The following is a 26,683-nucleotide window of genomic DNA, read 5'->3' as shown; positions in this document are numbered from 1 at the left end:
TCTCTGGGCAAGCGGTCTCCCTTTGTCCAGACATCACGCTCTAGTCGTTCACTGCGTCTCGAAATTGCTGTGTGGGACGACAAGACGGTATTCAAGGCGGCCGTCCGCGATGTCGAGGCTTGCGGTTCCGCTCAGGGATGCCGGCACCACCCGCTCCAGCGCGACGCTGCCGAAACGCTTTTGGCTCCCTCGGCCGCCATTGGTTCCTATGGCTTCGGCCCATGTCAGCGAGAGTGTGACCTCGCGAGGGGCGATGATCTCGAGATTGGCGGTCACTTCGACGAATCCATCCGGTCGGGACAGGGCGCCGTAGCTGACCGAGTTGACTGCGAGTTCATGCATCGCCAGGCCGATATGCAGTGCGGCATTGGGATTGAGATAGGGGTTGGCGCCCCGGAGGCGAAGGCTATGCGATGTGTTCGTGCCATAGCGGCCGACCTGGCTCGTCACCAATTCATGAAGCGCCGCACCTCGCCAGTTGGAAGATGTCACCAGATCCTGGGAGGAGGAAAGCGACTGCAGCCGGCCGCGAAAGCGCGTGAGGAAGTCGCCGATGCCGTCGGAATAGCGACCGGTCTGCGTCGCGATGCTCTGGATGATCGCCAGCAGATTCTTCGAGCGGTGGCTGACCTCGCGCAGCAGCGTCGTCAGCGTCTGTTCGCGCCGCTTCTGCTCGGTCGTCTCGACCATGGTGGTGACGACACCTTGCACGTCGCCGGCGTCGCCGCGGTCGGCATCGACCCAGACCTGGAACCAGCGTACGCCGTTTTCGACAGGAACACTGATCTCAAGGCGCTCCGGGTTGCCGGTGGCGACCACGTCGCGCTTGGCGGTGCTGATGCGGTCGGCCTGCGCCATCGGCAGGATGCCATTGCCGTCGGAGTTGTCTGAAATCCAGGGCGCGCGCATGTTGCGGGCCCAGACGGTTTTCATGTCGCGATCCTGATAGAGGACGGAAATGCCGGCATTGTGCAGTGCGTGAAGAAGAGCCCGGCCAAGCTGCATGCCACTTTCGGCCGGATGCATGGCGATGACTTCGTCACTCCGTGCGCCTTCCGTCTTATCTGCAGTCCTGGAACGCATCGGTCGATCTGTCCACCCAACTCACGCTGAACGGCTCACTATGAAATGGGTTCCCAAATGAAGTTTCCGAGGAGCCATTCCCCCCAAAAACGGTCCGCCGGACGGTCTCCTTTGAAGGATACCGCCCGGCGGTGGCTGGAAACCGTTTGAGGGGTGCGGCTTCCAGTGTTCGCTCGGAGAAGCGTTCGCCTCACGCCCGTCTAAACAGGCCGGCCAGGAGCGAAATGACCAGGAAGGCGAGAAAGATGAAGAACAATATCTGCGCTATGCCGGCGGATGTACCGGCGATGCCGCCGAAACCAAGCGCGCCGGCGATAATCGCCACAACGAGAAATACGAGCGCCCAGTAAAGCATGGTTCATCTCCTTCCGAATGCTGCAGGGAAAACGTGGGTGGGTGCGGTTTGTTCCACCCTTTGCCGAAAAAGGCGATGCTTGCAAACCGTTAGAGCAACTCCAGGAAAAGTGTGAACGATTTTCCCGGGAAAGCGCGTAGCGCGTTCCCTTGGGAATTGCGTCAAAACAACAACTTAGAGCAGCTCGACGTTTCCCTGACACGGTGAACTGCTCGAGGCAAAGCGCCTCGAAATTCGCGACGGATGGGTCCGGTTTGGCAAAAAAACCGCCCGACGCATTCGCATCGGGCGGCCTTTGGGTTTGGCTTTCCCGGCTGGAAAGGCAGCGACTTATGCGGCGGCCTTCGCCTGACGATCGAAGAACAGCGCCTGGCTGATCAGTGCCTTGACCATGTCGGGATTGAACGGCTTGGTCACCAGGAAGGCCGGTTCGGGGCGTTCGCCGGTCAGGAGGCGTTCGGGAAAGGCAGTGATGAAGATCACCGGCACAGAGGTTGACGACAGGATCTCGTTGACCGCCTCGATGCCCGAACTGCCGTCGGCGAGCTGGATGTCGGCCAGCACCATCTTCGGCCGCGTCTTGCCGAACATCGTCACCGCTTCGGCGTGCGTGCGCGCGGTTCCAACGACACGATGGCCGAGGCTCTCGACCATCTCCTCTATGTCCATGGCGATCAGCGGTTCGTCCTCGATGATGAGCACATCGGTCGCCACCTGGCGGGAAATCTCGTTGCTTGCCTGGGCAAGCAGCTCGGAGAATTGCTGGTCGCCGACGTCGAGGATCTCGGCTGCCTCGTCCTCGCTGAAACCCTCGACGGCAACCAGCAGGAAGGCCTGGCGCGGAAGGGGCGCGATGGCGTTGAGATTGGCGGCGGCGCGCTGTTCCCACGCCGATTGGGCCTGCTCCTGCGGCACGCGGATGGCGACGGACGTGAAAAGCTTGGCGAAGACCTTGTACAGAGCGATACGGTCGCTCGATGCATCGGGGAAGATGTCGACATCGGCGATGATGGCCTCAAGCATCGCAGCGACCAGCGCGTCGCCGCTCTCTTGCGATCCCGAGACGGCGCGCGAAAAGCGGCGCAGGAACGGCAGGTGCGGTGCGATGGTAGCGGATAAACTCATGATAAGACGTCTCCCTCAGTATGACGCGATTGCCCGGATTGCAGGTCAAGCTGATTGCAAGCCCCGCTAATACAACGCGGGTTTTCTCAAAAAGTTCCGGCCGATATGGAACGAAAAGCCGATAACGGCGTTTTGCGGTCGGGATGGGCAACCAGACGAGGGAGCCGCTTGCCTTGTGTCGAGTTGAGTATGAGCGGCCTAGTGCTGGGAATATAAGGGCGAAATGAAGGATATGACGAAAGATATTTTGGCTGGCGCCGAGGGCAGGCGCCGGAACGGCGTCGGTGACCCGCTCGGGGCCAACTCCGAAATCGGGCGCAAACTCAAACAATATTATGACGAGCTGGTCTCTGACGATGTGCCGGATCGCTTTGCCCAGCTGCTCAGCCAGCTGGAACAGGCCGAACCCGCACAGAAGAAGGACTGAGCCATGCCAGCGGTCTCCCAAGGCTTCAAGACCGATCTGCTTGGGGCAATCCCGAGCTTGCGGGCCTTTGCCGTGTCGTTGACGCAGAATGCCGACAAGGCCGACGACCTCGTTCAGGAAACGCTGGTCAAGGCCTGGGACAAGCATGAGAGCTTCCAGCCCGGCACCAACCTCAAGGCATGGCTTTTCACCATCCTGCGCAATGAATTCTATTCGCAGATGCGCAAACGCGGCCGCGAAGTGCAGGACAGCGACGGCATCATGACGGCCAGGCTCGCGGTGCATCCGGCCCAGCACGGCCAACTCGATCTCAAGGACTTTCGTGGCGCTCTCGAGCAGTTGCCGGAAGATCAGCGCGAGGCCATCATCCTCATAGGCGCATCGGGCTTTTCCTATGAGGAGGCCGCTGAAATCTGCGGTTGCGCGGTCGGAACGATCAAGAGCCGCGTCAGCAGGGCGCGCACGCGCCTGCAGGAGATTCTCAAGATTTCCGGCGAGGACGAATACGGTCCCGATGCGATCTCGGCCCAGGTCACGGGGACTGCGGCGCATTGACGTGAGATCCGGGTAGCGGACCCGGATCGATCTCACCCCGGAGAGCCGCGTCCATAGGCCAGCGCCACCGCTTCGACGAGATCTTCGCCCGAATAAGGCTTGGTGACGAGCTTCACCCCTGGAAAGGATGCCTTGATCTCGTCCGCATCGGAATAGCCGGAGGCAAACACGAAAGGCACGCCTGTCTCACGCAGGCCGGCGGCGAATTCGAGCGTCGAGGTGCCGCCCAGCATCAGATCGACGATGGCCGCGTCGAATTGCGTTGCCACCTTTCGGCCATCGATCTCGGCCAGGTCGCGGGCAACCACCACCTCGCCGGCGCCGTGGTCGCGGCAGAGCTGCTCGACATCCATGGCGATGAGGAATTCGTCCTCCAGGACGAGAATTCGCAATCCGTCAAGCAAATTGGGCACGGTAGTGGCTCCTTGAAACGCCGGGAGTCATGATCGCAATTCGGCGCGCTGTCATTTAAAAAAGACATGGCCCTAGCGCGGAACTCCGATCCTGGCAAAACGTTTTAGACATACCTGCTGACCGGCAGGCTTTCGAAGAGGGGTCGAAATGCCAGGCCAGAATGGGCGCTCCCTATCGAGTCGACAATATCCTTGCGAGCAGTGCCCTTTGCGGCCATTGCCGGTTTTCCGCGAGTTCGAAAAGCAGGAGCTGGCCTTCATCAGTACCTTCAAGAAAGGGGAACTGGCGGTCGACAAGGGCGCCACGGTCATCGTGGAAGGAAGCCACAGCGCTCATCTCTACACGGTACTGTCCGGCTGGGCGTTCCGCTACAAGCTGTTGCCGGACGGTCGCCGGCAGATCCTCAACTATCTCATGCCCGGCGATCTCATCGGCCTGCAAGGCAGCGTCATGGGGGAAATGCAGCATTCCGTCGAGGCCCTGTCGCCAATGCTGCTTTGCGTCTTCGAGCGCGACAGTCTGCATGAACTCTACCGCAACCATCCTGGTCTCGCCTACGACATCACCTGGATCGCGTCACGCGAGGAACGCATGCTGGACGAGAACCTGCTCAGTGTCGGCCGCCGCAGCGCGATCGAGCGCGCCGCCTATCTGATTGCCTTCATCGGCAGCCGTGCCAAGGTCGTGGGGCTGAACGGCAAGCAATCCATCCAGATTCCGATCACGCAACAACATATCGCCGACACGCTCGGCCTTTCGCTGGTTCACACCAACAAGACGATCCGCAAGCTGATGGATCGCAAGCTGATTCTCTGGCGCGATGGTGGTTGCGAGGTGGTCGATGCGGAAGGGCTCAAGCAACTCGCCGGCTGGGAAGGGCTGGGCGAGGGGCGTCGCCCGCTGATCTGAGACGCGTTTCTGGCCATGGATTGGCGATTGGTGCGCATGCGCACGTTTTCGGCTAGAGCAGTTCACTGTTTCACGGAAATAGCGAACTGCTCTATCTCTATGTTTTGACGCAACTCCGGACGGAAAACCGTTTCACACTTTTCCTGGAGTTGCTCTAGTTTGTCCCAATGCCGGAACCTTGAGGCGCAAGGCGCGTTTGAAATCGAGCAATCACAAGGAGTTAAGCAATGGCAACCGCCGCAGGAAAGACCGCCAACGAGGCGCGGGCGAATTCGGACCTCGAAGCCGATATCAGGCAGTTGAAGGCCGATATCGACAAGCTCACCAAGCAGTTGGCCAAGACCGGTGAGCACGGTTATGGCACTGCCCGCCGCGCGGCCACCGAGGGTGTCGAGCAATTGCGCGCGCAGGGCGAAGCGGCCTTCGACAGTCTTCGCGGCAGCGCCAAGGACATCGAGGCGCAGTTGCTGGCAAATGTCCGCGAGAAGCCGGTGACGTCGCTGGCGATCGCCGCCGGCGTCGGCTTCCTCTTCGCGCTGCTCGCACGTCGCTAGTTCCCCAAATGGGACTGTTGGCATCCCTGCTCTCGGGTTTCGCCTCGGGTGAAACCGTGGCCGCCATACGTCGCGCACGTACGGCGGCCATCGTCTATGCGATTGTCGCTTTGGCGGCATTGTGCGGTCTCGGCTTCCTGGTCGGGGCAGCCTATATCTGGGCCGCCGCCCGCTATGGATCGTTCGCCGCCGCGCTTGGCTTCGGTGTCGGTTTTCTGGTGATCGCCGGGCTCGTTCTCCTGGTCCATCGTTTGACGTCGGGCGCCCGTGCCCGCCGCGAGGCAAGGCGGCGCAGTGCTGACATGAAGGCGCTCGGCATCACGGCTGCACTCGCCGTGCTGCCGACCTTGCTCAAGGGAAAAGGTGGCCTCGGTGTCCTTCTGGGCCCGGCCGTGGCGCTCGCCGCCTATGCCATCTACCGCGAGAATGTGAAGCCCGACGATCCGGATGCCGGCGAGGGGAAATAACGCCCCGGCCTGGGATCAAAGATCCGTCACTTGGACAGATCTTCCAGCGGCATCGATATTTCGGCGAACACGCCTTCCGGCCGGAATTCATGGGTCACTTCGCTTGAAATGACCTTGGCCAGGCTGCGGCGGATGAGGATCGAGCCGAAGCCGTGGCGCTCCGGCGGGGCGACTGCAGGGCCGCCGCTTTCGCGCCAGGTCAGCACCAGGCGCCGGTTGCCCTTCCTGCCTTGCGTCTTCCAGCCGAGATCGACCTTGCCCGATGCAATCGACAGCGATCCATGTTGCAGCGCGTTGTTTGCCAGTTCGTGCAGGATAAGCCCGAGCCCGACGGCCTGGTCCGGCGACAGCAAGAGATCGGCGCCGGAGATCGTGATACGCGGCTGGTCGGCGGTGTCGAACGGCCTGATCTCGATCTGGACGAGTTCGCGGATGCCGATGCCGCGCCACTCGCGGTCGGACAAAAGGTTGTGGGCGATGCCCAGCGCCTGAAGCCGGGCGCCGAAGGCATCGAGGAATTCGCTGGGCTGGCGGGCATGACGCACGGTCTGCGTCGCCAGCGCCTGGACGGTCGCCAGCGTGTTCTTGACGCGATGGTTAAGCTCGCGCAGCAGAAGCCGCTGCCGCTCCTCGCCGAGCTTGCGTTCGGAGATGTCGTAGTTGACGCCGAAGATCAGCGTCGGCTTGCCATCGCCGTCGCGCTCGATGACGCGGCCGCGCGTGGCCACCCAGCGCGGCGGATGAAAGCCCTTCACCCGGTATTCGCCGAAATAGTCGTCGCTGCCGGACAGGGCATCGCGAAAGCGGGTTTCGGTCTGGTAGACATCGCGCGGGTCGATGGCGGTCAGGATGTCGCGCGCTCGCAGCCGGGTGGAGCGCGGCAGGTTGAACAGTTCCGATAGCCGGACATCGCATTCGATCATGTCGGTGCGGATGTCCCATGCCCAGCTGGCGAGCGAAGCCGCGTCGAGCGCGATGGCGCGCCGCTTTTCCTCGCGCGCCAGGGCTGCTTCGGCAATGGCGCCGCTGCGGGTGGCGTCCTTCAAGGTGAACAGGCTGGCGGCGAGGCCGGCCAGCCTCTTCAACTGGTCGAGCTTGGCCCCGGAAGGATAGGCGTGCGGTTTGCGGTCGAGCACGCACAGCGTGCCGATCCTGGCGCCTGCCACCACCATCGGCGCGCCGGCATAAAAGCGCACATGATGTTTGCCGGTGACCAGCGGGTTGGTTCTGAAGCGCGGGTCCGTCGTTGCGTCCGTCACCACCATGGGCTCGTCGCCGGCGGCGATGGCATGGGCGCAGAAAGAGATGCCGGTCGCGGTTTCGGCCTCGTCGAGGCCAAAGCACGACTTGAACCATTGCCGCTCGATGTCGACGAGTGTGACAAGGGCGGTGGGCGCCTGCATCACGGCCGCGGCAAGGCTGGTGATGCGGTCGAAATCCGGGTCAGCCGCCGTATCGAGCATCTCCAGCCCGTGCAGCACGGCCAGCCGGTCTTCGGCATTGACCGCCAGCGCCACCTCGGCCGGCAGGCTCGCTCGTATTTCTACCTTGTTATCCACCCCAAACCCCAAATGCCCATGCCGGTCTTCGCCGTCCTGCCGACGCACCGGCCCGTGACAAGCTTGCCTCCCGGAACCATCCTAGCGAGGAACCGTTACCCGACCGTGATTTGCCGAGTGCGCCGACGGGCGCAAAACGAAACAGGGACCGGCCATGACCAAGATCATTCCCGAGGACAAAGCGCGGCAGGGGCGGTGGGGCTGGCATGGCCTGCGCATCTTGATCGCCGGGCTGCTTCTGGCCTTTGCGGCCTGGGGCATCGCCGAAATCTATGGTGAGGTGGTCAAGACACCGGCGACGCAGCAAGGAAGCGCGCCGGGCGGCTAGATTTTCGGCCGTCATGGTTGGAGATTGCATCAGGCGGCCTTTGCCTCGGCGATGCTGGCCGGCACCAGGACATTCAGCGCGCCGGGCTGGATTTCGATCGTCGTCTCACGCTCGAGCCTGACCAGTTCGCCATCCATGACGGCGCGGAACTTTCTGCTGCCGGAATGGATTTTCAGGACGGTGCGGTCAGCCTGGTGAATCTCGACATGTTCGTTGTCGCGCCATTTGCCGCGCGCCACGTTGAATAGGAATTTCATCAGTTCGGCGCGCTGTTGCGCCACCGTGACGTAGATGCCGAGCACGCCGCCCGAAGGATTGTCCGCATAGGGCAGATGGCCTTCACCGAACAGATTGTTGGTGACGCCGATGCCTGAGATGCGCGCCGTCATCTCGGCCTTGCCGATAGCGAGCGTGACGTTCATCGCCGGCGGGTTCTTGATTGTCGCCCATGCCGCCTTGGCCGAAGCGCCGATCTTGCCCAGGCGCGAGCCGAATTCCATTCCCTGACGCAGTTGCACCATCTTCGCATGCATGCCGATCGAGAATTGATGAACGAAGGGACGGCCATTGGCGGTGGCCATGTCGACGGCGATGATCTCACCGTCGGCGAAGGATTTCAGCGCGGCATCGAGCGACTGCGGAATGCCGAGGCCACGCGCGAACAAGTTCATGGTGCCGGCCGGCAAGATGGCAAGCGCCTTTTTCTTGCCCATCAGTCTCGCGGCCGCCGCTGAAATGGTTCCGTCACCGCCACCCGCCAGCACGACATCGACGGCGCGGCGCGAGGCGGCGCTGTCGAGGCTCTCCACGACGTCCTTGCCGGCAACCACTTCGATACTCAGCGAATGGCCTGCCGTTTCCAGCGTCTGGCGCATCCTGTCGGAGAAGGCGGCGAGGTCGGTGGTGCGCAAGGTGCCGCCATCCCGGTTCAGCACCGCTGCAAATTTCATGCCCCGCTCCGTTATGTCAGTCCTAAACGGGCCAGGACGAACCCAGCCGCAGGCTGAAACGTGGCGATGCAGGAAAGGTTCCGTTCGAAACGGCGCAATTCAGCGCGTGTTCATCAGCGCCCGCGCAACTGCTGCGTGTTTTTCCTGTGCGAAATCCACGCCAGTTTTGTCGGAACAACGGCATGGTCACGACGTTGTGAACCCGTGGAGATGCCACGCCCGATCTTCCCAGCGACGGTTCAATCGGGCGCGGCGTGCATGAAATCACGCACCAGGAGAGACTACCATGATACGCACCCTTTTAGCCACGACCGCACTCGCAACGTTGATCGCGACGGGCGCGCTCGCGCAAAGCGGCACGACCCCTGCTCCAGCCAACCCACCTGCCGTTCAGGAGCCGGCCGCGGCCGCTCCGGTGCCGCGCGCTGAAGGCAGCATCGTCACCAACATCATCGGCGAGTCCGTCTATAACGGTACAGGCGATGATGCAGAGAACATCGGCAAGGTCACTGATGTCGTCTTCGACAAGGACGGCATGGCCAAATCCGTCGTCATCGGCGTCGGAGGCTTTCTGGGTGTCGGGGCGAAGAATGTCGCCTTCGACTACGACAAGCTGCAATGGGCCGAAAAGAACGGCGACCGTTGGCTGGTGGCCCAGACAAGCAAGGACGAACTGACGGCGCATCCGGAGTTCGACAGCAAGCCCTACGGGCCTGCGCCGGCTCCTGCCACTTCCACCGACGCCGCAGCACCGAAAGCGCCTGCGACGACGGATACCGCACAGGCTCCTGCAGCCGCTCCGGCCGAGCCGATGAAGCGCGCCGACGGCAACCTCGCCACCAACATCATTGGTGAGACTGTCTACAACGGCACCGGCGACGACGCGCAGAACATCGGCAGCGTAAACGACATCGTGCTGTCCAAGGATGGCAAGGCCGAATCGCTGGTGATCGGCGTCGGCGGCTTCCTCGGCCTCGGCGCCAAGAACGTCACCTATGATTTCAACAAGGCCCAATGGGCGGAGAAGAACGGCGACCGCTGGCTGGTGGCGCAGACCACCAAGGAAGAGCTGCAGGCGCAGCCGGATTTCAACCGCAAGGCCTATGATCCGGTGCCGGCAACCACGGCATCCAATGAGCCGGCGGCAACAGCTCCAGCCGCGACCACGGCTCCTGCCGCCGCGACTGCGGACAAGACGGCCGAAGCACCGGCGGCTACAGCCCCTGATGCCAGCGCACCTGACCAGACACAGACCGCAGCCATCGACAAGTCGACGCTGACCGAGATGCCGATTGGCGAAATCAGAGGTGAAGATCTGAAGGGCGCGACGGTCTATGGCGCCAATGACGCCAAGGTCGGCGAGATCGGCGATGTTGTGCTGACGCCCGATAAGAAGACGGATGCGGTGATCGTCAATGTCGGCGGCTTCCTCGGCATCGGTGAGAAGGAGGTTGCGGTCGGCCTGGATAATCTGAAGTTCATGACCGACAAGAACGGCAAGAAGTATCTCTACACCACCTTCACCAAGGAACAGCTCGAGGCGCAGCCTGCCTATGATAAGGGCAGCTATGCCGAGAAGCGTGACCAGCAGCGCCTGATTGTGAAGTAGGGCAGTAGGGCAGTAGGGCAGTAGGGCAGTAGGGCAGTAGGGCAGTAGGGCAGTAGGCAAGCCCTATTCCCTACTGCCTAATCCCTTGCTGACATGTCCCACCACGCCATTTTCCGTCAGCTCCGCCAGCGCCAGCGACTGGTCGAGATGCTCGGCCCGCCAGGCGAGAAGCCGCTCGGCGAATTGCAGGCGGGTGGACAGATGCGCAGGGCTGGTGGCGAGGTTGGTCAGTTCGCCAGGGTCTGCCTCGACGTTGAAAAGCAGGGGTGGCAAGCCGCCGCCAAAATGCACGTATTTGAATTTTTTGGTGCGGATGACCGCCAGGTTGCACTGGCGCGAGGCAATGCCGAAATGCGCTTCGGCGTCGCCGTCCGCGATCGAGCGGAAATCGAACTCCCAATGCGCGGCGTCACGCCAGGTGGCGGGGCTTCCGCCGCTCAGGAATGGTTTCAGCGAGCATCCGTCGAGATGCTGTTCGGGGGGCTCGCCAAGCAGGTCTATAAGCGTGGGCAAGATGTCTACCGCTTCGGTGAAGCGATCGACCGTGCTGCCGGCCGCCTTGCGATGCCGCGGGTCGCGAATGATCAGCGGGATGTGGTAGCTGCCGTCGAAGTAGCCGCCCTTGCCCAGCGCGTAATGGTCACCCATCATCTCGGCGTGGTCCGAGGTCAGCACAATGATGGTGTCGTCCCACGCGCCTGAAAGCTTGAGCGCCTGCCATATCAGGCCAAGCTGAGTATCGACCTCCGAGATCATGCCGTAATAGATCGCCCGGATACGGCGGAAATCATCCTCGCTCCAGTCGTGCACCTTGCCAGCGGCGCCGGGGCGGAAATTCGCGCGATACCGCCGGCTGAGATCATAAGCGAGATAGGGATGGCCCTGCGCTTCGGCCCGCCAGCTTTCCGCCCGGTGAAAGGCCGGGCCGTCGGCCGGATCGTATAGCGTGTTGTAGGGCTCCGGCACGATGAAGGGCGGGTGCGGACTGATGAAGGACAGATGCGCGAACCAGGGCGTGGTCTGTTCCTGCTCGCCGAGCCAGCGGATGAACTCACCGGCAAGGAAGGCCGTCGGCGTATGGTCCTTCGAATAGATTGGCGGCGCCTCGGTCACGGTGTCATCGTCTTCCTCGCCTGCAGGACGATGGATGTCAGGAGATCCGGCACTGGCATCAATACCCTGCTGCTTCAGCCAGGAGAGCCACTGCTTCTGATGCTCCGGCAGCAGCTGGCGTACCGTGAATCCCGGCAGCACGCCTTCATAGCTTCTCAGCCTTGGATCACCTGAGCTCAGCAGGCGCGGGTCGAGCGCCACGTCGGTGTAGCCGAACAGCGTCGGATCGTAGCCGATGCTGCGCGCGTGCTGCGCGATGTTGCCATGACGGGCGTCCAGCGGTGAGCCGTTGCGGCAGACGCGGTTGTTCATCTGGTAGAGGCCGGTGTAAAGGCAGGCACGCGCCGGCGAGCAAGGGGCCGCGCCGCCATAGTGCTGCTTGAACAGCACGCCCTCGGCGGCCAGCGCGTCGGCATTCGGCGTCCTCACCACGGGATGGCCGGCGGCCGACAGGCAATCACCGCGCCATTGGTCGCAAGTGATCAGGAGAACGTTCGGGCGCCTGGCTTTTCCTGTCACTCGCGATACCTTTCGCTGCATGGTCGAATGCCATTCATGGAACCGATTTCCGGGAAGGGCGCAAGACCGCCCGTGTTAGCCGTTTGGTGAACAAGGCTCTTTCGACTGTTCACTTTTACAGCACAGTCCATTCTGTGTTTGCCGCCTTTGCCGCAAGCGGTGGTGTCCTCATATTGGCGTGGACAGCGGCGAGGGCCGCACAAACAACAAGGGAAGGAGCAAGACAATGCTCGACCAGATCAAGGGCCTGCATCACGTCACCTCGATGGCGAGGGATGCCCGGCAGAACAATGATTTCTTCACCCACAAGCTCGGCCTGCGCCGCGTCAAGAAGACGGTCAATTTCGACGCGCCCGACGTCTACCATCTTTATTATGGCGACGAGGTTGGCACGCCAGGTTCGGTTATGACCTATTTTCCGTTTCCCAACATCGGCAAGGGCCGTCCCGGCGTCGGCGAAGTCGGCACCACGGTCTACTCCGTCCCGGAAGGCACGCTCGCCTATTGGGAAAAACGCTTCGCCGACCAAGGCGTGAACGGTGTTTCCCGCGAGGAGAGTTTTGGTGAGAAGCGGCTCAGATTTGCCGGCCCCGATGGCGACGGTTTCGCGCTTGTCGAGGACAAGGCCGACAGCAGGGCGCCGTGGAACAAAGGCGGCATTGCGACCGATGAGGCGATCCGCGGCTTCCACTCGGTTTCGCTCAGGCTGAAGGATGGCGGCGCCACCGAGGAGCTGTTGAAATTCATGGGCTACGAGGAAGTCGACAAATCAGGCAATGTCAGACGGCTTGCCGTGAAGAACGGCAACGGCGCCGATGTCGTCGACATCGAATCGCTGCCGACCGCGGCCTTCGCCGACCTTGGCGCCGGCTCGGTGCATCACGTCGCCTTCGCCGTCGAGAACCGCGCCAAGCAGCTCGAAGTGCGCAAGGCGTTGATGGATACGGGCTACGGGGTGACGCCGGTGATCGACCGAGATTATTTCTGGGCGATCTATTTCCGCACGCCGGGCGGCGTTCTGTTCGAAGTCGCCACCAACGAGCCGGGCTTCGACAGGGATGAGGACACCGCACATCTGGGCGAAGCGCTGAAGCTGCCGACGCAGCACCAGCATTTGCGGCCCTATCTCGAACAGCATCTGCAGAAGCTGGAAGGCTGAGCCATGAGCAAGGACGCTTACATCCATAAGGTGCTGCCCGGTTCGCCGGGCGGCCCCATGCTTTTCGTCTTTCACGGCACCGGCGGTGACGAGAGCCAGCTTCTGTCGCCGGGGCGCGATCTCGTGCCCCAGGCCACCATCATCTCGCCGCGCGGCGATGTGTCCGAATATGGCGCGGCGCGCTTCTTTCGCCGCACCGGCGAAGGCGTCTACGACATGGACGACCTGGCGCGGGCAACCGACAAGATGGCCGCCTTCGTCAAGGCGCATGTCGAGGCTGCGAGGCCCTCGATAGTGCTTGGCCTCGGCTATTCCAACGGCGCCAACATATTGGCGTCCGTGGTGTTCGCCGAGCCCGAGCTGTTCGACGCCACGGTGCTGATGCATCCGCTGATCCCGTTCGAACCGCAGGTCCAGGGCAGCCTCGCCGGCCGTCACATGCTGCTGACCGCCGGCAAGCGCGATCCGATCTGCCCGCCGAACCTGACGACGCGGCTCGAGGCCTATTTGCGTGCCGACGGTGCCGATGTCACAGTGGAATGGCACGAAGGCGGGCACGAGGTGCGGCCAAATGAAATCGAAGCGGCCCGGCGGCTCTTTGCCGGTGTCGCTCAAGGAGTTTAGACATGCCCGACCAACTGCCTGAAATCGAACTGGAAGACCACGGCTCCAAGGGGCGCTATGTGCTGCGTGGTCCTGGAGGCGCCGAGGCCGAGATGACCTTCACCAAGATCGGTGAACACCAGATCATCATCGACCACACCGAGGTGCCGGACGCGTTTCGCGGCCAGGGTGCCGGGCTTAGGCTCGTCACCCGCGCCGTTGAGGATGCGCGCGCGGCGGGCAAGAAGATCATCCCGCTTTGCCCGTTCGCCAACGCCCAGTTCCGCCGCCACGCGGAATGGGCCGACGTGCTGAAGCACTAGAGCGTTTCACCGTTTCATGGAAACGGCGAACCACTCTAACTCTTTGTTTTGACGCAATTCCCTAGGGAAAGCGCTACGCGCTTTTCCCGGGAAAACCGCTCACACTTTTCCTGGAATTGCTCTAGGAAGCGCAGGCACGTCATCGATAGGCCGCGAGGGGATAAAATGGCAGTCCCCGCTGCCGGTTGGCTTTGTCATTTGCCGCGACCAGATATCTTGCCTAGATATGATGTCTCGCCGTGCCGACAAACGAACTGAATGATCCCCCGATGACCGAAACCGACCTCGTCCCCGTCTTCGACGGCCACAACGATACGCTGCTCAGGCTGTATCAATCGAAGGACAGGGACGTCGAAAAACTGTTCGTTGAAGGCAAGTCGGGCGGCCATATCGACCTGCCGCGCGCTAAGGCTGGCGGCTTCGCCGGCGGCATGTTCGCGATCTTTCCGCCGCCGGTCGAAAAAGCCAGGCGCAGCGCCGTACCCCTGGCGCCGAGCGACAGCGAGCCGCTGCCGCCGGAGGTGCCGCGCGCCGATGCGCTCAACTCGACGATCGCGATGGCCTCGATCCTGTTTCGGCTGGAACGGGCCGGGGCGCTGGCCGTCTGCCGCACTGCTGGCGATGTGCGCAACGCCATGGCCAAAGGCACGATCGCCGCGGTGTTCCACATCGAGGGCGTCGAGGCGATCGATCCGGAACTGACCATGCTCGACGTGTTGCACGCCGCCGGCCTGCGCTCGCTCGGCATCGTCTGGAGCCGGCCGAATGCCTTTGGCCACGGCGTGCCGTTCCGCTTTCCGTCCTCGCCAGATACCGGCCCGGGGCTGACCGACGCCGGCAAGGCGCTGGTCAAGGCCTGCAACGAACTGAAGATCATGATCGATCTTTCGCATCTCAACGAGCAGGGTTTTCGCGATGTCGCCGGTCTCAGCGACGCGCCGCTGGTCGCCACCCACTCCAACGTGCATGCGCTCTGCACCCATTCGCGCAATCTCACCGACTGGCAGCTCGGCGCCATACGCGAGTCCGGCGGCATGGTCGGGCTGAACTTCGCCACCGGCTTCCTGCGCGAGGACGGCCGCATGAATGCCGACACCAGCCTCGACATCATGGTGCGTCATGTCGATTCCCTGCTGCAGGCGCTGGGCGAGGACGGCGTCGGCCTCGGCTCCGATTTCGACGGGGCGATGATCCCGGCCGTCATCGGCGACGTCGCCGGCCTGCCGAAGCTGATCGATGCCTTGGCGGCGCGTGGTTTTGGCCGTGCCCTGATCGAGAAGATTGCTTACCGCAACTGGCTGAGCATGCTCGAAAGAACCATTGGGTAGCGCGCAGGCGCTACTCGAAGCCGATCCTTTTGAGCCAATCCTTGCCGACGCCTCGGTCGCTGATGATCGGCAGCGGGTTCTCCGAATCGAGCCGCGCGCAGATGCGGTAGACCTCGAGCGTCTCGGCGCTCATCTCGCCGCGCTTGTAGAAGAACATGGCGGCGGCATAGCGTGTGCGGCCGGACCATTTTTCGCCGAGCGGCGTGTTGACCAGCTCCCACTGCTCGGCCGCCTCCAGCTCTGCTTCGTCGGCCATAATCAGAAATCCGCCGGCGGATTGGCGGTGCGGCGGTCGAGCTTGATGAAGGGCCGCGCCACCACCTTGGCCCGTTTCATCAGCTTCTGATATTGCAGCTCTCGCATGGCGTAGATCTCGACCCAGAGGTCTTCGACGACAGTATCACCATAGGGCCGCGCCAGCGAGGCGATGGCGATGTTGCGCTTGGCCATCGGCGACCACATGGCGGCGCTGACCAGGCCAACCTCCTGGCTCTTCTTGTGATAGACGATGGCGTGTTCGGCCGGGATGTTGCCCTCGATCTCCAGCCCGACCAGCACATGGCGCAGCTTGCGTTTGGCGCGCGCCTCGAAGATGGCGCGGCGGCCGTTGAAATGGTCTTTCTGCGGATCGATCATGAAACCGAGACCGATCTCGTCGGGCCTGCGCAAGCGATCGGCGCGGATGGCGTGCTCTGCGGTGGTGAAGTCGGCATTGGCAACGATCAGCCCGGCCTCGAGCCGCGCGCGGTTGAGCGCGGTGTAGCCGATGGCCCTGATACCGCGCAGCTCGCCCGCGGTCATCAGCCGGTCCCAAAGGCTCAGCGCTTTGTCGGCCGAAACGAACAGTTCGTAGCCGAGATCGCCTGTGAAGCCGGTGCGCGAGATGGTGACGGTTGTATCGTCGTGCGGGAAATCCATGAGGTCGAAAACCTTGAGTTTTTCGACTCCGGCGAAACCGGCGTCGCGGAGCACGGCGAAGGAGGTCGGCCCTTGCAGAGCGAGTCCGGCAACAGCTTCGGTTTCTTCGTCGACGGTGACGTCGAAACCAATGGCGCTGTCGAGCAGCCACGGCAGATGCCGCTCCTGCGAACACAAGCGGAAACGCGCCGGCGACAGGCGAAACAGCGTGCCGTCGTCGAGGACAAAGCCCTCGTCGTCACACCATGCCGTGTAATGGACACGGCCGGGCCTGAGCCTGGTGACGTCGCGCAAGGTGACACGGTCGAGGAAGGCTTCGGCATCCGGCCCTTCGATCCGGTATTTGGTCATCGGCGAGATGTCGAACAAAGCCGCCTGGCTGCGGATGGCAAAGTATTCGAGTTCCTCGTCCCACAGCGAATGCGGCGCGCGATAGCCGGCCCAATTGTACCAGTCCTGGGTTTTGGCCAGTGCGTCGAGGCGCGGCTGGAACGGTGTGCCGAGGCGCAGCGTGCGGAAATGAGATTGCGCATCGATGCGGGCCGAGACAGCCGCATCTTCTGTCTTTGCAACGGGCCTCTTCCTGGTTGCCTGGGCCATGACCTATCCCTTCATCGCAATGATGCGTCGCGCGGCGTTGAGGCCTGGGGCGCCGGAGACGCCGCCACCGGGATGCGAGCCGGCGCCGGCCAGGAACAGCCCTTCGAGCGGCGTGTCGTAGCCCGACCAGCCGGAGACGGGCCGCGAGATCAGCATCTGGTCGGCCTGCAGCTCGCCGTGGTGCCAATGGCCGCCGGGCATGCGGTAGCGCGCCTCGATATCGGCCGGTGTCAAAAGCTCGGCGTGAACAACGCTCTCGCCGATGCCAGGCGCGTAAGCCTCGAGCTGCGCCATGATGGCCTCGAGGAATTTCGGCTTGCCCGCAGCCCAGCCCTCCTTCAACGCATAGGGCGCGTATTGCACCACCGCTGAGAGCACACAGGCGCCATCAGGAGCGAGCGATGGATCGGCGAGGCTGGGCAGCGTGATTTCCATCACCGGTTCGGGCGAGAATTCGCCATACTTGCTTGGGTTGAAAGCGCGCTCAACATGATCGGGCGAGGGCGCGATGACCAGCCGGCCCTTGTGAGCGGCGGCATCGGCGCCGGTGAATTGCGGCGACCGGTCGAGCGCCAGGTGAAGTTTGGCGGCATCGCCCTTCATGCGGATGTTTTTCATCTTGCGCACGAAGCCGGTGTCGATCTCGCAAGGCCCGACAAGGTCGAGGAAAGTGGTCGCCGGATTGATCGCCGAGACAACAGTCCTGGCGCGCAGTTCCTCGCCCGTCTCGAGCGCGACGCCAACGGCACGGCCTTTCTCGACGATGATTCTTGCCACCGCAACGGATGTGCGGATGGTGACGCCGGCCTTCTCCGCCGCGGCGCGAATGGCGGCGACGACTGCGCCCATGCCGCCTTGCGGCAGGACCTGCGCACCCGCCGCTCCGCCGGCCTCGCCAGCCAGGCGATAGTAGAGGCCGAGCAGCGAGGTCGGCGAGCGCGGGCCGAGATGGCTGCCGAGCGTCGCGTCGAAGGCGAGCAGGCCTTTCAGCCTGTCATCTTCGAGCTGCTCGTCGAGCAGGTCGGCGACGTTCATCAAGAGCACGCGCAGGAAGTCGCGCATGTCTTCCTTGCCGAGTTTTTTCAGCGCCAGGGCGGTCTGGCCGAGCCCTGCGGTCTCCAGCAACGACATGGCGGCGAGATCGGGCGGGCGGCGCGACAGGAAGGGCTTCAGCATGCCGGCATAGCGCAGCAATTGCGCGCGCAAGTCTTTCCAGGCCGACTGTTCGGAGGAACTGGTGCCCGTCAGCACCTCACCATAGGCGCCATGCAGCATCAGCGCCGGGCCGTCCTTCCACAGTGCCACCGACGGCAGGAAGTCGGCGCGGGCGAATTGCAGCCCATGCCTCTCCAGGTCCAGCGTCTTCACCACATCGGGATGCAACCGGTTCAGCAGATGAGCGACCGACGAGACGCGAAAGCCCGGGGCAAATTCCTCGGTGCGCGCGGCGCCGCCGACTTCGCTTCCAGCCTCCAGCACCAGCACCTTGCGGCCGGCTTTGGCCAGCGTGGCTGCGGCGACGAGGCCGTTGTGGCCGCCGCCAATGACGATTGCATCAAATGACGTCATGGGCTGGGCTCATATGCGAGGTGGATTTGGCGAGATCGCGCAGGATTTCGGCGGCTGAATTGCGGCCGGGCGCGCCCATGACACCGCCGCCCGGGTGGGTCGAGGAGCCGCACATATAGAGGCCGCCGACCGGCGAGCGGTACTGCGCGTAGCCTGGCACCGGGCGGTTGAACAGAAGCTGGTCGAAGGTCAGTTCGCCCTGGAAAATATTGCCTTCGGTCAAGCCGACCTCCGCTTCGATTTCGCGCGGCGTGCGCACCTCCATATGGACGATGCGGTCGCGGAAGCCGGGCGAGTACTCGGCGATCTGCGCAATCACGCTCTCGGCGAAACCGTCGCGATCGGCATCGGTCCAGTCGCGGCCGTTCACCTTGGGCGGCGCGTATTGCACGAAGCAGCTCATGAAGTGCTTGCCTGATGGAGCCATGGTCGGGTCGAGCGTCGTCGGGATGACCATGTCGAGGAAGGGGTCCGCCGACCAGCGCCCGGCCTTCCAGTCGTCATAGGCGCGCTCCATGCGCTCCATCGAATCTGTGAAATGCATGTCGCCGCGATAGACCGGTGAATCCTTCGGCAAAGCGGGGAATTCCGGCAGGGAATCCAGCGCGATGTTGACCTTGCCGGAGGAGCCGCGGATCTTGAAGTTCTTCACCCGGCGCAGGAAAATATCGGGCAGTTCCTTCTCCTCGACGAGCTTCAGGAAGGTGCGCTTCACGTCGGCATTGGAGACGACGAGCTTGCCGTAGATTTCCTCACCGCCGGCCAGCACCACGCCCTTGGCCTTGCCGCGGCTTACCAGCACATGGTCGACCTCGGCGCCGGTGCGGATGGTGCCGCCCGAGGCCTTGAACGACGCGGCGAGCGCCTTGGTGACGGCACCCATGCCGCCGCGCGCATAGCCCCAGGCACCGACCGACCCGTCGACCTCGCCCATATAGTGGTGCAAGAGCACATAGGCCGTGCCGGGCGACATCGGCCCGAGCGCGGTGCCGATGATGCCGGACAGAGCGAAGTTCGCCTTGATGACATCGGTCTCGAAATACTCGTCGAGGAAGTCCGAGATCGACATCGTCCAGAAGCGCAGCGTCAGCGCCATCTCTTCGGCCGACAGGCCGGCGAATTTCTTGCCGAGATAAAGAAGCTCGCCAAGGTCGCGCGGCTTGAGGCTGGTCGGGTCGGGCGCGGTGCGCATCAAAAGAGGCTGGATGAAGCGGCACTGCCGCGTCACGTCGCGGGCGTAGCGGTCATAGGCTTCGGCATCGCGCCTGGAGAAGCGGGCGAATTCGCGCCGATGCACATCATGGTCGCGGTAGTTGGCGAGATAGTCTCCGTCGCGGGTGAACACCGCGCCGCCTTCATAGGAAATGACCTGCAGGCCGAAGCGCGGCAGTTCGAGGTCGCGCATGATCTCGGGGCGAAACAGCGAGCAGACATAGGAGCAGTTGGAATAGAGGAAGCCCGGCGTCAGCTCGCGGCTGGTGGCCGCACCCCCGACCCAGTCGTTCTTCTCCACCACCAGCACGTCGAGCCCCGCGCGCTGCAGGTAGCAGGCATTGACCAGGCCATTGTGTCCGCCGCCGATGACGATCGCGTCCCAAGCTTTCATTGTGGCCCAGTCTCTTTGTTTCCAAGCAATTCCCAAGCGAAAACCGCCCACATTGTTCCTGGAATTGCTCTGTGCGACCCGCTGTTCATTTTTGCGTGATCTGTTCCCGAATGCGCGGAATTTGGCACGGTATCGGGCATTCTGTCCAGTCATTCTGAATGAATGTTCAACAAATGATATTGCGTTTTCCCCGGCATGCGCTAGGCTTTGCCGGTGTTCGAAACGGGCATTCATCGATTGGGGATCGAGGGCTGATGATCGCAACGGCAGATGCCGAGTATGACGATACCACCATCCGCTTCCTCGAGGCGCTGTGGGGCGATGGCTACCTGTCGCCGGGCGGCCCTGAAGAGGTCGACCGGGTTGTCGAAGGGCTTTCGTTCGAGGGCAAGACGGTGCTCGACATTGGCTGCGGCTCCGGTGGCATCACGCTGCATCTGGTCGAGCGCCATGGCGCCGCCCACGCCACCGGCTTCGATGTTGAACAGCCGGTGATCGAGGCGGCCAGGCGGCGAGCCGCCGCGCACGGGCTCTCGGACCGCGCCAGCTTCGTCCAGGCGCCACCCGGAGCGCTGCCTTTCGCCGATCGCTCCTTCGATGTCGTCTTTTCCAAGGACGCACTGCTGCATGTGCCTGACAAGGACGGCCTGTTCGCCGAGTTCTTCCGCGTGCTGAAACCGGGCGGCGTCTTTGCCGCCTCCAACTGGATGATCGGGCATGACGGCGAACCTTCACCCCAGATGAAGGCCTATATCGCGGCGGAAGGGCTGTCCTTCGCCATGGCCTCGCCGGCGCGCTATGCGCAAGCGATGCGGCGCGCCGGCTTTGCCGATGTCACCGTCACGGACCGTAACCCCTGGTACCGCGAGGTGGCGCGCGGCGAGCTGGAAAGGCTGAAAGGACCGCTCTATGCGCCGGTTGCCGCCGTGGTCGGCGCTGCCTATGTCGACAAGAACATCCGAACCTGGGAGGCCATGCAGAAGGTGCTTGACAGTGGCGAGCACCGTCCCACTCATCTGCGCGGTTGGAAGCCGGATGCGATTGGATAGCCGGCGATGCTGGAGACGATCACACCCATGAAAACGGCAGATGCCAAGGATGCCCTCCTTGAACCGGCGGGGAAAGCCGAGACCGAGAAGCGCGGACGCAAGGCTTCGAAGGAGGTCCGTCAGCTGCAGCTGATCGAGGCGACGATCGATTCGCTGGCCAAGCGCGGCTATGCCGAGACGACGATGGCTGATGTCGCCGATGGCGCGGGCCTGTCGCGTGGCATCGTCAACTTCCATTTCGAGAGCAAGGAAAAGCTGCTGATCGCGACGCTGCAGCACATGTATGATGAGTATTCGGCGCATTGGCGCGCCTCTCTTGAGAAGGCAGGCGACGATCCGGCGCGGCAGCTGCAGCAGCTGGTATGGGCCGACTTCGACCGCTCGATCTGCAACAAGCGCAAGCTCGCTGCCTGGCTGGCCTTCTGGGGCGAGGCCAAGTCGCGTCCGACCTATCAGGCGCTGAGCAGTTCGCGCGATGCCTATTACCAGCAGGTCTTCATCGATCTGTGCGCGACGCTCAAGCAGAGCGGCTCATATGCCTATGAGCCGCAGGTGATGGCGCTGGCGCTGTCGGCCATGCTGGAAGGGCTGTGGCTGCGGCTGATGATGGGCACAGAGGACACAACGCGCGAAACTGCCTTGCAGGCCGCCAACGCTTTCTTGGCCGCTGCCTTCCCGAAGCATTACGGTTAGCAACAGCCGGCCACCAAGACCGGCAAGACCAAAAGAGGATGGAACAGCATGAAGAACCTTAGCCGACGCCTGACATTGACATTGGCGCTGGGCGGCGCGCTTGCGGCTTCGGCGGCAGCGTTTGCCGTTGCCGCCGACAAGGACCTGATCGTGTTCGACTGGTCGGGCTACGAGGATGCGAGCTTCCATCCGAAATATGTCGAGAAGAACGGCAATTCGCCGACCTTCGCCTTCTTCGGCGACGAAGACGAGGCGTTCGAGAAGGTGCGCTCGGGTTTCAAGGCCGATCTCGGCCACCCCTGCTCGCAGAGTGTGACGAAGTGGCGCGAGGCGGGTCTCCTGCAGCCGCTCGACACGTCGAAGATCACGGGCTGGAAGGACCTCAATCCCGGCATCATGGCGATGAAAAATCTCGCCACCACCGATGACGGCAAGGCGTGGTTCATGCCTTGGGACTGGGGCAACACGCAGCTCACCTACAACGCCTCCAAGATCGACGCCAAAGAGGTCCAGTCGCTGAAGGCGTTTGCCGATCCGAAGTTCAAGGGCCGGGTGTCGATCGGCGACAATGTCGACGACGCCTATGCGCTGGCGAGCCTCGCCATCGGCCTGAGGGACTGGACCAAGATGACGGACGACCAGTTCAAGCAGGCTTCCGACTTCCTGCGCCAGGTGCACAAGAACGTCCGCTCCTACTGGACCGATACCACCGATATCGTGCAGCTGTTGAGCGGCGGCGAGGTCGACCTCGCCTGGGCCTGGAACGATGCCACGGTGCAGTCCGTCAAGGCGGGCGTGCCGATCAAGTCGGTAAAGGATACGAATGAAGGCATCTCGACCTGGGTCTGCGGCTATGTGCTGTTCAAGGACGCGCCCGGCAACATTGACAAGGCCTATGACTATCTGAACGCCATCAACGATCCGGAGACCGCCAAGGTGCTGGTCAAGGACTGGGGCTATGGCCAGGCCAACGCCAAGGGCATGGCCGGCGTCGATCAGGTGATCCTCAAGGAAAAAGGCTATGACGACGTGCAGAAATTCGTCGACAAGACACTGTTCCAGTCGCCGCTGCCATCCGATCTCAAGCTGAAGATGATCGCCGAATTCGAGAAGATCAAAGCCGGGTATTGAGCGGTGGTTAAAGGTGCTGCGCAGACCTCGAGTTTCCCATCATTTGAGACGTTTGCGCCGCCCCTCACCTGCCTGCCGGCATCCGCTCCCCGCATAGTGACTGGGAGAGGGGCGCTCTCATCGATGGTTTCGCCAATCTCCAGCGTTGCAGGAATAGCACCGAGGCTGCCGTCAGCCCCTTTCTCCCCGTCACTGTACGGGGAGAGATGCCCGGCAGGACAATGAGGGGCGGCGCTGACGTTGGCAGGCTCGCCAAATCTCACGAATTCTCTTAACCTCGCGCGAAATCTTCAACGGGGGAATTTCGCCATGACGCCAATGCTACGCCGCCTGGCGCTTGCCGCCGCCTGCGCGATCGGCGCCGGCGCGGCCTATGCCTGGGCGGAAGGCGGCGGCGATCTCGTGGTGTTCGACTGGTCCGGTTACGAGGACGCGCTGCTGCATCCCGCCTATACCGCCAAACACGGCGCCGAGCCGACCTTCGCCTTCTTCGGCGACGAGGACGAAGCCTTCGAGAAGATGCGGGCGGGCTTCAAGACCGATATCGCGCATCCTTGTTCGCAAAGCGTGGCGAAGTGGCGCGACGCGGGCCTGCTGCAGCCGCTCGACACGTCAAAGATCACGGGCTGGAAAGACCTCAATCCCGGCATCATGGCGATGAAGAACCTCGCCACCACGCCCGACGGCAAGGCCTGGTTCATGCCGTTCGACTGGGGCAACACGGCACTGCTCTACCGCACCGACAATGTAACGGCCGATGAGGCGCAGTCGCTGCGGATCCTGGCCGATCCGAAATTCAAGGGTCGCGTCACCATCGGCGACAATGTCGACGATGCCTACGCGCTGGCGAGCCTGGTCATCGGCCTGAAAGACTGGACCAAGATGACCGACGCGCAGTTCAAGGAGGCGTCCGATTTCCTGCGCCAGGTGCACAAGAACGTGCGTCTCTACTGGACCGACTCGAGCGATATCGACCAGGCTTTTTCCGGCAATGAGGTCGACCTTGCCTGGGGTTGGGGCCAGACACTGATCGCGATGAGCGGGCAAGGTGTTCCCATCGCCATGAACCGTGACACCAAGGAAGGCATGTCCTCCTGGGTGTGCGGCTACGTGCTGATGAAGGACGCGCCGGGCAAGCTTGACCAGGCCTATGATTTCCTGAACGCGGTCAATGCGCCCGACATTTCGAAATACATGGTCACGACATTCGGCTACGGCCATGGCAACAGCGCCGGCATGGCTGCGATCGACCACAAGGTGCTGGCCGAGCGCGGTTTCGACGATATCGACAAGTTCCTCGACAAGACCCTGTTCCAGCAGCCGATCGCGCCCGAACTGAAGAAGCGCATGGTCGACGAATTCGAGAAGATCAAGGCCGGCTATTGACAGACGAATTGGAAAGAACTGACGTCGTCATCGTCGGTGCCGGCTTCACCGGCCTGTCGGCGGCGCTTGAGCTGAAGCAGGCTGGCATCGATTTCGTGCTGATCGAGGCGCGCGATCGTGTCGGCGGACGGGTGGAGGCCGTTCGGAATGGACTTGGCGAGCGCATCGACAGCGGCGGCCAATTCCTGTGCGAGGACATGCCGGAAGTGATGGCGCTGGCGAAGGCGCGCGACAAGACATTCGTCGAAACCTATGTCGAGGGCGACTTCACCACACATCCGTCGATGCAGCCCAAGGACGCCAAGCAGACCTATTACGGCGCGATGGCGATCCGAGAGCGCATGAACGGCATCGAGCCGGACGACCCGTCGATTGCCGGCATGAGTGTCGCGGGTTGGCTGGAACAACAGCATGATCCCATCGATGCCAAGACGGCTTTCCGCTCGATGATCGAAGGCCTGTGGTGCCTGCCAATGGACAAGGTGCCGCTCTGGCACCTGATCGACAATGACCGGCGCATCACCAACGAGGTGCCCGAGCTGCAGTATTCCCTGCGCGAGACCATGCAATCGCTGGCCGAGGATCTGGCTGGCGACCTCGGCGACCGGGTGCGGCTTGGCGAACCGGTCACGCGTGTCGAGCACGGGTCGCAAGGCGTTCGTGTCGTCACGGGCAATGGCGTGATCCAAGCGCGTCAGGTGCTGGTCGCCCTGCCGCCGGCGACGGCCGCGAAGCTCGTTTTCGCGCCGGCCCTGCCGGCGACACTCGCGAAGGCGCTTGGCGTCTGGGAGAGCGGCGCGGTGATCAAGATCCTGGTGCGCTATCCCAAGCCATTCTGGCGCGAGCAGGGTTTGAGCGGCATGGTGATGTGGCGCGATCTGCCGGGGCTGTTTGCCTGCGACGCCAGCAGGGACGCGGAGCATGCCGCGCTCGTCGTCTTCGTCGGCGGGCCGCTGGCGCTCGCCTGGCGTGCGCTGGACGAGGCGGCGCTGCGGGTGGAAGTGGTCACCCGATTGCAGAAGGCCCTCGGGCCGGATGCCGGCGATGCCGTCGATTTCAGCTCACGCGACTGGATAGGGGATCGCTGGAGCGGCGGCGCCTATAGCGACCTCATCGTCGACGTGACGGCGAGGGATGCCGAGCGAACGATTCTTTCGGGTGCGCCGCCGGTGCATTTCGCCGCTTCGGAACTGTCGCCGTCATTCCCCGGCTATGTCGAGGGCGCGATCGTCGCCGGGCGTATCGCGGCGCGCAAGATCTTGGCGCAGCTTCAATCCCCCATCGCCACCAGCGCCTCGGGATCGTAGGCAAGGCGGATCGGGGTGCCGACGGGAATGTCGTCGGCGCCGAAATCGTTGGTCTCGGTCACCGACAGCGGCTTTTCCAGCCCCGGTATCTCGACGATCAGATGGGTGATTTCGCCGAAATAGTGGCGTTCGACCACCTTGCCGGCAACCTCGAATTTAGCCGTCGCATTGTCCCACAGCACGCGCAGACGCTCGGGGCGGATTCCCAGCGTGGCCGCGCCGCCATTGCGCACGAAGGCCTTCGGCTTGTCGGTTTTCACTCGGCCGAATCCCAGAGTGTCGACGATCAGCGAAGCGCCGTTCTCCTCGACGATCTCGGCCTTGACGAAGTTCATGCCGCCGAGGAAGTCGGCGACCTGGCGGTTGACCGGGCGCTGGTAGATTTCCTTGGGCGAGGCGACCTGCGCGATCCTACCGCCGAACATCACCGCGATGCGGTCGGACATTGCGAGCGCCTCATACTGGTCATGGGTGACCAGCACGAAGGTGATGCCGACGGCCTGCTGCAGGCGGCGCAACTCGACCTGCATCTGCTCGCGCAATTTCTTGTCGAGCGCCGACAGCGGTTCGTCGAGCAGCAGCACCTTGGGCCGCATGACCAGCGCGCGGGCGAGCGCCACACGCTGGCGCTGGCCGCCGGACAGTTCTGTCGCCAGCCGCTTGCCGAGCCCGGTCAGAGAGACCTGCGCCAGCGCCTCCTCGACGCGGCGTTTCTCCTCGCCGCCCTGCAGCTTCAGCCGCTTCAGCCCATAGGCGACGTTCTGCTCGACATTGAGGTGCGGGAAGATCGCGTAGCTCTGGAACACCATGTTGGTCGGCCGGCGGTTGGCAGGGATGCCTTCCATCGGCTGGCCGCCGACCGCGATCGATCCGCTGGTTGGGTTGTCGAAGCCGGCGATCATGCGCAAAAGCGTGGTCTTGCCGCAGCCGGACGGGCCGAGCAACGAGAAGAATTCGCCCTCCCTTATGGTCAGGGACGCGTCGTCCAGCGCCTTGAACGATCCATAGCTGCGGGTGACGTTGCGGATCTCGATCATGGCTCGG

The 26,683-nt window shown here is 63.0% G+C and carries 28 protein-coding genes; 16 read left to right on the top strand and 12 right to left on the bottom strand.

Annotated features, from left to right (window positions below):
• Positions 1 to 48: 48 nt before the first annotated feature.
• The 3 genes from ACLGL5_RS02950 to ACLGL5_RS02940 all read right to left on the bottom strand — a co-directional run bounded on the left by ACLGL5_RS02950 (position 49) and on the right by ACLGL5_RS02940 (position 2,563).
• Positions 49 to 1,083: a sensor histidine kinase gene (locus ACLGL5_RS02950; protein WP_069090307.1), complete on the bottom strand. Its 1,035-nt coding sequence runs from the start codon at positions 1,081 to 1,083 to the stop codon at positions 49 to 51.
• 190 nt (positions 1,084 to 1,273) lie between these two features.
• Positions 1,274 to 1,438: a DUF1328 domain-containing protein gene (locus tag ACLGL5_RS02945; protein WP_010911886.1), complete on the bottom strand. Its 165-nt coding sequence runs from the start codon at positions 1,436 to 1,438 to the stop codon at positions 1,274 to 1,276.
• Positions 1,439 to 1,768: 330 nt separating this feature from the next.
• Complete coding sequence (locus ACLGL5_RS02940) at positions 1,769 to 2,563, bottom strand: response regulator (RefSeq protein ID WP_010911885.1); 795 nt, start codon at positions 2,561 to 2,563, stop codon at positions 1,769 to 1,771.
• 223 nt (positions 2,564 to 2,786) lie between these two features.
• Between ACLGL5_RS02940 and ACLGL5_RS02935 the strand changes: the two genes are divergently transcribed.
• Together ACLGL5_RS02935 and ACLGL5_RS02930 are read left to right on the top strand one after the other, a co-directional pair.
• On the top strand, positions 2,787 to 2,990 hold the full coding sequence (locus ACLGL5_RS02935; RefSeq protein ID WP_019861594.1) for a NepR family anti-sigma factor: 204 nt from the start codon (positions 2,787 to 2,789) through the stop codon (positions 2,988 to 2,990).
• Between the two features lie 3 nt (positions 2,991 to 2,993).
• Entirely contained in the window at positions 2,994 to 3,545 is a 552-nt protein-coding gene (locus ACLGL5_RS02930) for a sigma-70 family RNA polymerase sigma factor (RefSeq protein ID WP_019861593.1), read from the top strand.
• Between the two features lie 32 nt (positions 3,546 to 3,577).
• On the opposite strand, the gene ACLGL5_RS02925 is transcribed toward ACLGL5_RS02930, so the two are convergent.
• On the bottom strand, positions 3,578 to 3,898 hold the full coding sequence (locus ACLGL5_RS02925) for a response regulator (RefSeq protein WP_051112925.1): 321 nt from the start codon (positions 3,896 to 3,898) through the stop codon (positions 3,578 to 3,580).
• 208 nt (positions 3,899 to 4,106) lie between these two features.
• Between ACLGL5_RS02925 and ACLGL5_RS02920 the strand changes: the two genes are divergently transcribed.
• From ACLGL5_RS02920 to ACLGL5_RS02910, 3 genes are all read left to right on the top strand, one after another.
• Positions 4,107 to 4,868, top strand: a complete 762-nt coding sequence (locus ACLGL5_RS02920) for a Crp/Fnr family transcriptional regulator (protein ID WP_069090306.1) — start codon at positions 4,107 to 4,109, stop codon at positions 4,866 to 4,868.
• A 227-nt stretch (positions 4,869 to 5,095) separates the two neighbouring features.
• Positions 5,096 to 5,422 carry an ElaB/YgaM/YqjD family protein gene (locus ACLGL5_RS02915; protein ID WP_069090305.1) on the top strand — a complete coding sequence of 109 codons (327 nt, stop codon included), beginning with the start codon at positions 5,096 to 5,098 and terminating at the stop codon, positions 5,420 to 5,422.
• A gap of 8 nt (positions 5,423 to 5,430) precedes the next feature.
• A complete protein-coding gene (locus tag ACLGL5_RS02910; protein WP_069090304.1) occupies positions 5,431 to 5,889 on the top strand; it encodes a hypothetical protein in 459 nt (152 codons plus the stop codon).
• A gap of 26 nt (positions 5,890 to 5,915) precedes the next feature.
• Here ACLGL5_RS02910 and ACLGL5_RS02905 read toward each other — a convergent pair whose 3' ends face one another.
• Positions 5,916 to 7,448 (bottom strand): sensor histidine kinase, encoded by a 1,533-nt coding sequence (locus ACLGL5_RS02905; protein WP_069090303.1) that lies wholly within the window; start codon positions 7,446 to 7,448, stop codon positions 5,916 to 5,918.
• 154 nt (positions 7,449 to 7,602) lie between these two features.
• Between ACLGL5_RS02905 and ACLGL5_RS02900 the strand changes: the two genes are divergently transcribed.
• On the top strand, positions 7,603 to 7,776 hold the full coding sequence (locus ACLGL5_RS02900) for a hypothetical protein (RefSeq protein WP_081295889.1): 174 nt from the start codon (positions 7,603 to 7,605) through the stop codon (positions 7,774 to 7,776).
• A 29-nt stretch (positions 7,777 to 7,805) separates the two neighbouring features.
• Here ACLGL5_RS02900 and ACLGL5_RS02895 read toward each other — a convergent pair whose 3' ends face one another.
• On the bottom strand, positions 7,806 to 8,726 hold the full coding sequence (locus ACLGL5_RS02895; RefSeq protein WP_027047468.1) for a diacylglycerol/lipid kinase family protein: 921 nt from the start codon (positions 8,724 to 8,726) through the stop codon (positions 7,806 to 7,808).
• A 286-nt stretch (positions 8,727 to 9,012) separates the two neighbouring features.
• Between ACLGL5_RS02895 and ACLGL5_RS02890 the strand changes: the two genes are divergently transcribed.
• Positions 9,013 to 10,335 (top strand): PRC-barrel domain-containing protein, encoded by a 1,323-nt coding sequence (locus tag ACLGL5_RS02890; protein WP_069090302.1) that lies wholly within the window; start codon positions 9,013 to 9,015, stop codon positions 10,333 to 10,335.
• Positions 10,336 to 10,398: 63 nt separating this feature from the next.
• On the opposite strand, the gene ACLGL5_RS02885 is transcribed toward ACLGL5_RS02890, so the two are convergent.
• Entirely contained in the window at positions 10,399 to 11,967 is a 1,569-nt protein-coding gene (locus tag ACLGL5_RS02885) for an alkaline phosphatase family protein (protein WP_069093200.1), read from the bottom strand.
• A 226-nt stretch (positions 11,968 to 12,193) separates the two neighbouring features.
• Between ACLGL5_RS02885 and ACLGL5_RS02880 the strand changes: the two genes are divergently transcribed.
• The 4 genes from ACLGL5_RS02880 (at position 12,194) to ACLGL5_RS02865 (ending at position 15,380) form a co-directional block, all read left to right on the top strand.
• A complete protein-coding gene (locus ACLGL5_RS02880; protein WP_038653450.1) occupies positions 12,194 to 13,126 on the top strand; it encodes a VOC family protein in 933 nt (310 codons plus the stop codon).
• A gap of 3 nt (positions 13,127 to 13,129) precedes the next feature.
• Positions 13,130 to 13,750: an alpha/beta hydrolase gene (locus tag ACLGL5_RS02875; RefSeq protein ID WP_038650081.1), complete on the top strand. Its 621-nt coding sequence runs from the start codon at positions 13,130 to 13,132 to the stop codon at positions 13,748 to 13,750.
• A 2-nt stretch (positions 13,751 to 13,752) separates the two neighbouring features.
• Complete coding sequence (locus ACLGL5_RS02870) at positions 13,753 to 14,052, top strand: GNAT family N-acetyltransferase (protein WP_019861578.1); 300 nt, start codon at positions 13,753 to 13,755, stop codon at positions 14,050 to 14,052.
• Positions 14,053 to 14,321: 269 nt separating this feature from the next.
• A complete protein-coding gene (locus ACLGL5_RS02865) occupies positions 14,322 to 15,380 on the top strand; it encodes a dipeptidase (protein ID WP_019861577.1) in 1,059 nt (352 codons plus the stop codon).
• A gap of 10 nt (positions 15,381 to 15,390) precedes the next feature.
• Here the strand turns inward: ACLGL5_RS02865 and ACLGL5_RS02860 are convergent, their stop codons facing one another.
• The 4 genes from ACLGL5_RS02860 to ACLGL5_RS02845 are packed head-to-tail and all read right to left on the bottom strand — an operon-like array spanning position 15,391 to position 20,073.
• Positions 15,391 to 15,636 carry a hypothetical protein gene (locus tag ACLGL5_RS02860; RefSeq protein ID WP_019861576.1) on the bottom strand — a complete coding sequence of 82 codons (246 nt, stop codon included), beginning with the start codon at positions 15,634 to 15,636 and terminating at the stop codon, positions 15,391 to 15,393.
• Positions 15,637 to 15,638: 2 nt separating this feature from the next.
• The gene (locus ACLGL5_RS02855) at positions 15,639 to 16,898 is read right to left on the bottom strand and encodes an aminomethyl transferase family protein (protein WP_069090301.1); all 1,260 of its coding nucleotides are present in this window, start codon (positions 16,896 to 16,898) and stop codon (positions 15,639 to 15,641) included.
• Between the two features lie 3 nt (positions 16,899 to 16,901).
• Positions 16,902 to 18,467 (bottom strand): phytoene desaturase family protein, encoded by a 1,566-nt coding sequence (locus ACLGL5_RS02850; protein ID WP_069090300.1) that lies wholly within the window; start codon positions 18,465 to 18,467, stop codon positions 16,902 to 16,904.
• Positions 18,454 to 20,073 (bottom strand): phytoene desaturase family protein, encoded by a 1,620-nt coding sequence (locus tag ACLGL5_RS02845; RefSeq protein ID WP_064981074.1) that lies wholly within the window; start codon positions 20,071 to 20,073, stop codon positions 18,454 to 18,456. Before ACLGL5_RS02845 ends, ACLGL5_RS02850 begins: the two co-directional genes overlap by 14 nt.
• A 254-nt stretch (positions 20,074 to 20,327) precedes the next feature.
• Here ACLGL5_RS02845 and ACLGL5_RS02840 point away from each other — a divergent pair, with 254 nt between their 5' ends.
• The 5 genes from ACLGL5_RS02840 (at position 20,328) to ACLGL5_RS02820 (ending at position 25,639) form a co-directional block, all read left to right on the top strand.
• A complete protein-coding gene (locus ACLGL5_RS02840) occupies positions 20,328 to 21,122 on the top strand; it encodes a methyltransferase domain-containing protein (protein WP_069090299.1) in 795 nt (264 codons plus the stop codon).
• A 6-nt stretch (positions 21,123 to 21,128) separates the two neighbouring features.
• Positions 21,129 to 21,815: a transcriptional regulator BetI gene (gene betI, locus ACLGL5_RS02835; protein ID WP_069090298.1), complete on the top strand. Its 687-nt coding sequence runs from the start codon at positions 21,129 to 21,131 to the stop codon at positions 21,813 to 21,815.
• A gap of 48 nt (positions 21,816 to 21,863) precedes the next feature.
• Positions 21,864 to 22,946: an ABC transporter substrate-binding protein gene (locus ACLGL5_RS02830; protein ID WP_494372866.1), complete on the top strand. Its 1,083-nt coding sequence runs from the start codon at positions 21,864 to 21,866 to the stop codon at positions 22,944 to 22,946.
• Between the two features lie 309 nt (positions 22,947 to 23,255).
• A complete protein-coding gene (locus ACLGL5_RS02825) occupies positions 23,256 to 24,332 on the top strand; it encodes an extracellular solute-binding protein (RefSeq protein ID WP_069090297.1) in 1,077 nt (358 codons plus the stop codon).
• Positions 24,329 to 25,639, top strand: coding sequence for a flavin monoamine oxidase family protein (locus tag ACLGL5_RS02820; protein WP_064981069.1), 1,311 nt, complete (start codon positions 24,329 to 24,331; stop codon positions 25,637 to 25,639). The genes ACLGL5_RS02825 and ACLGL5_RS02820 overlap by 4 nt, the downstream gene beginning before the upstream one ends.
• On the opposite strand, the gene ACLGL5_RS02815 is transcribed toward ACLGL5_RS02820, so the two are convergent.
• On the bottom strand, positions 25,603 to 26,676 hold the full coding sequence (locus ACLGL5_RS02815; protein WP_019861565.1) for an ABC transporter ATP-binding protein: 1,074 nt from the start codon (positions 26,674 to 26,676) through the stop codon (positions 25,603 to 25,605). The two genes, ACLGL5_RS02820 and ACLGL5_RS02815, sit on opposite strands and share 37 nt — an antisense overlap.
• Positions 26,677 to 26,683: the final 7 nt, after the last annotated feature.

The sequence above is a fragment of the Mesorhizobium sp. U510 genome (assembly GCF_059180695.1).
Note: the sequence above shows the minus strand (reverse complement) of the source record. Positions and strands in the feature narration are given on the sequence as shown.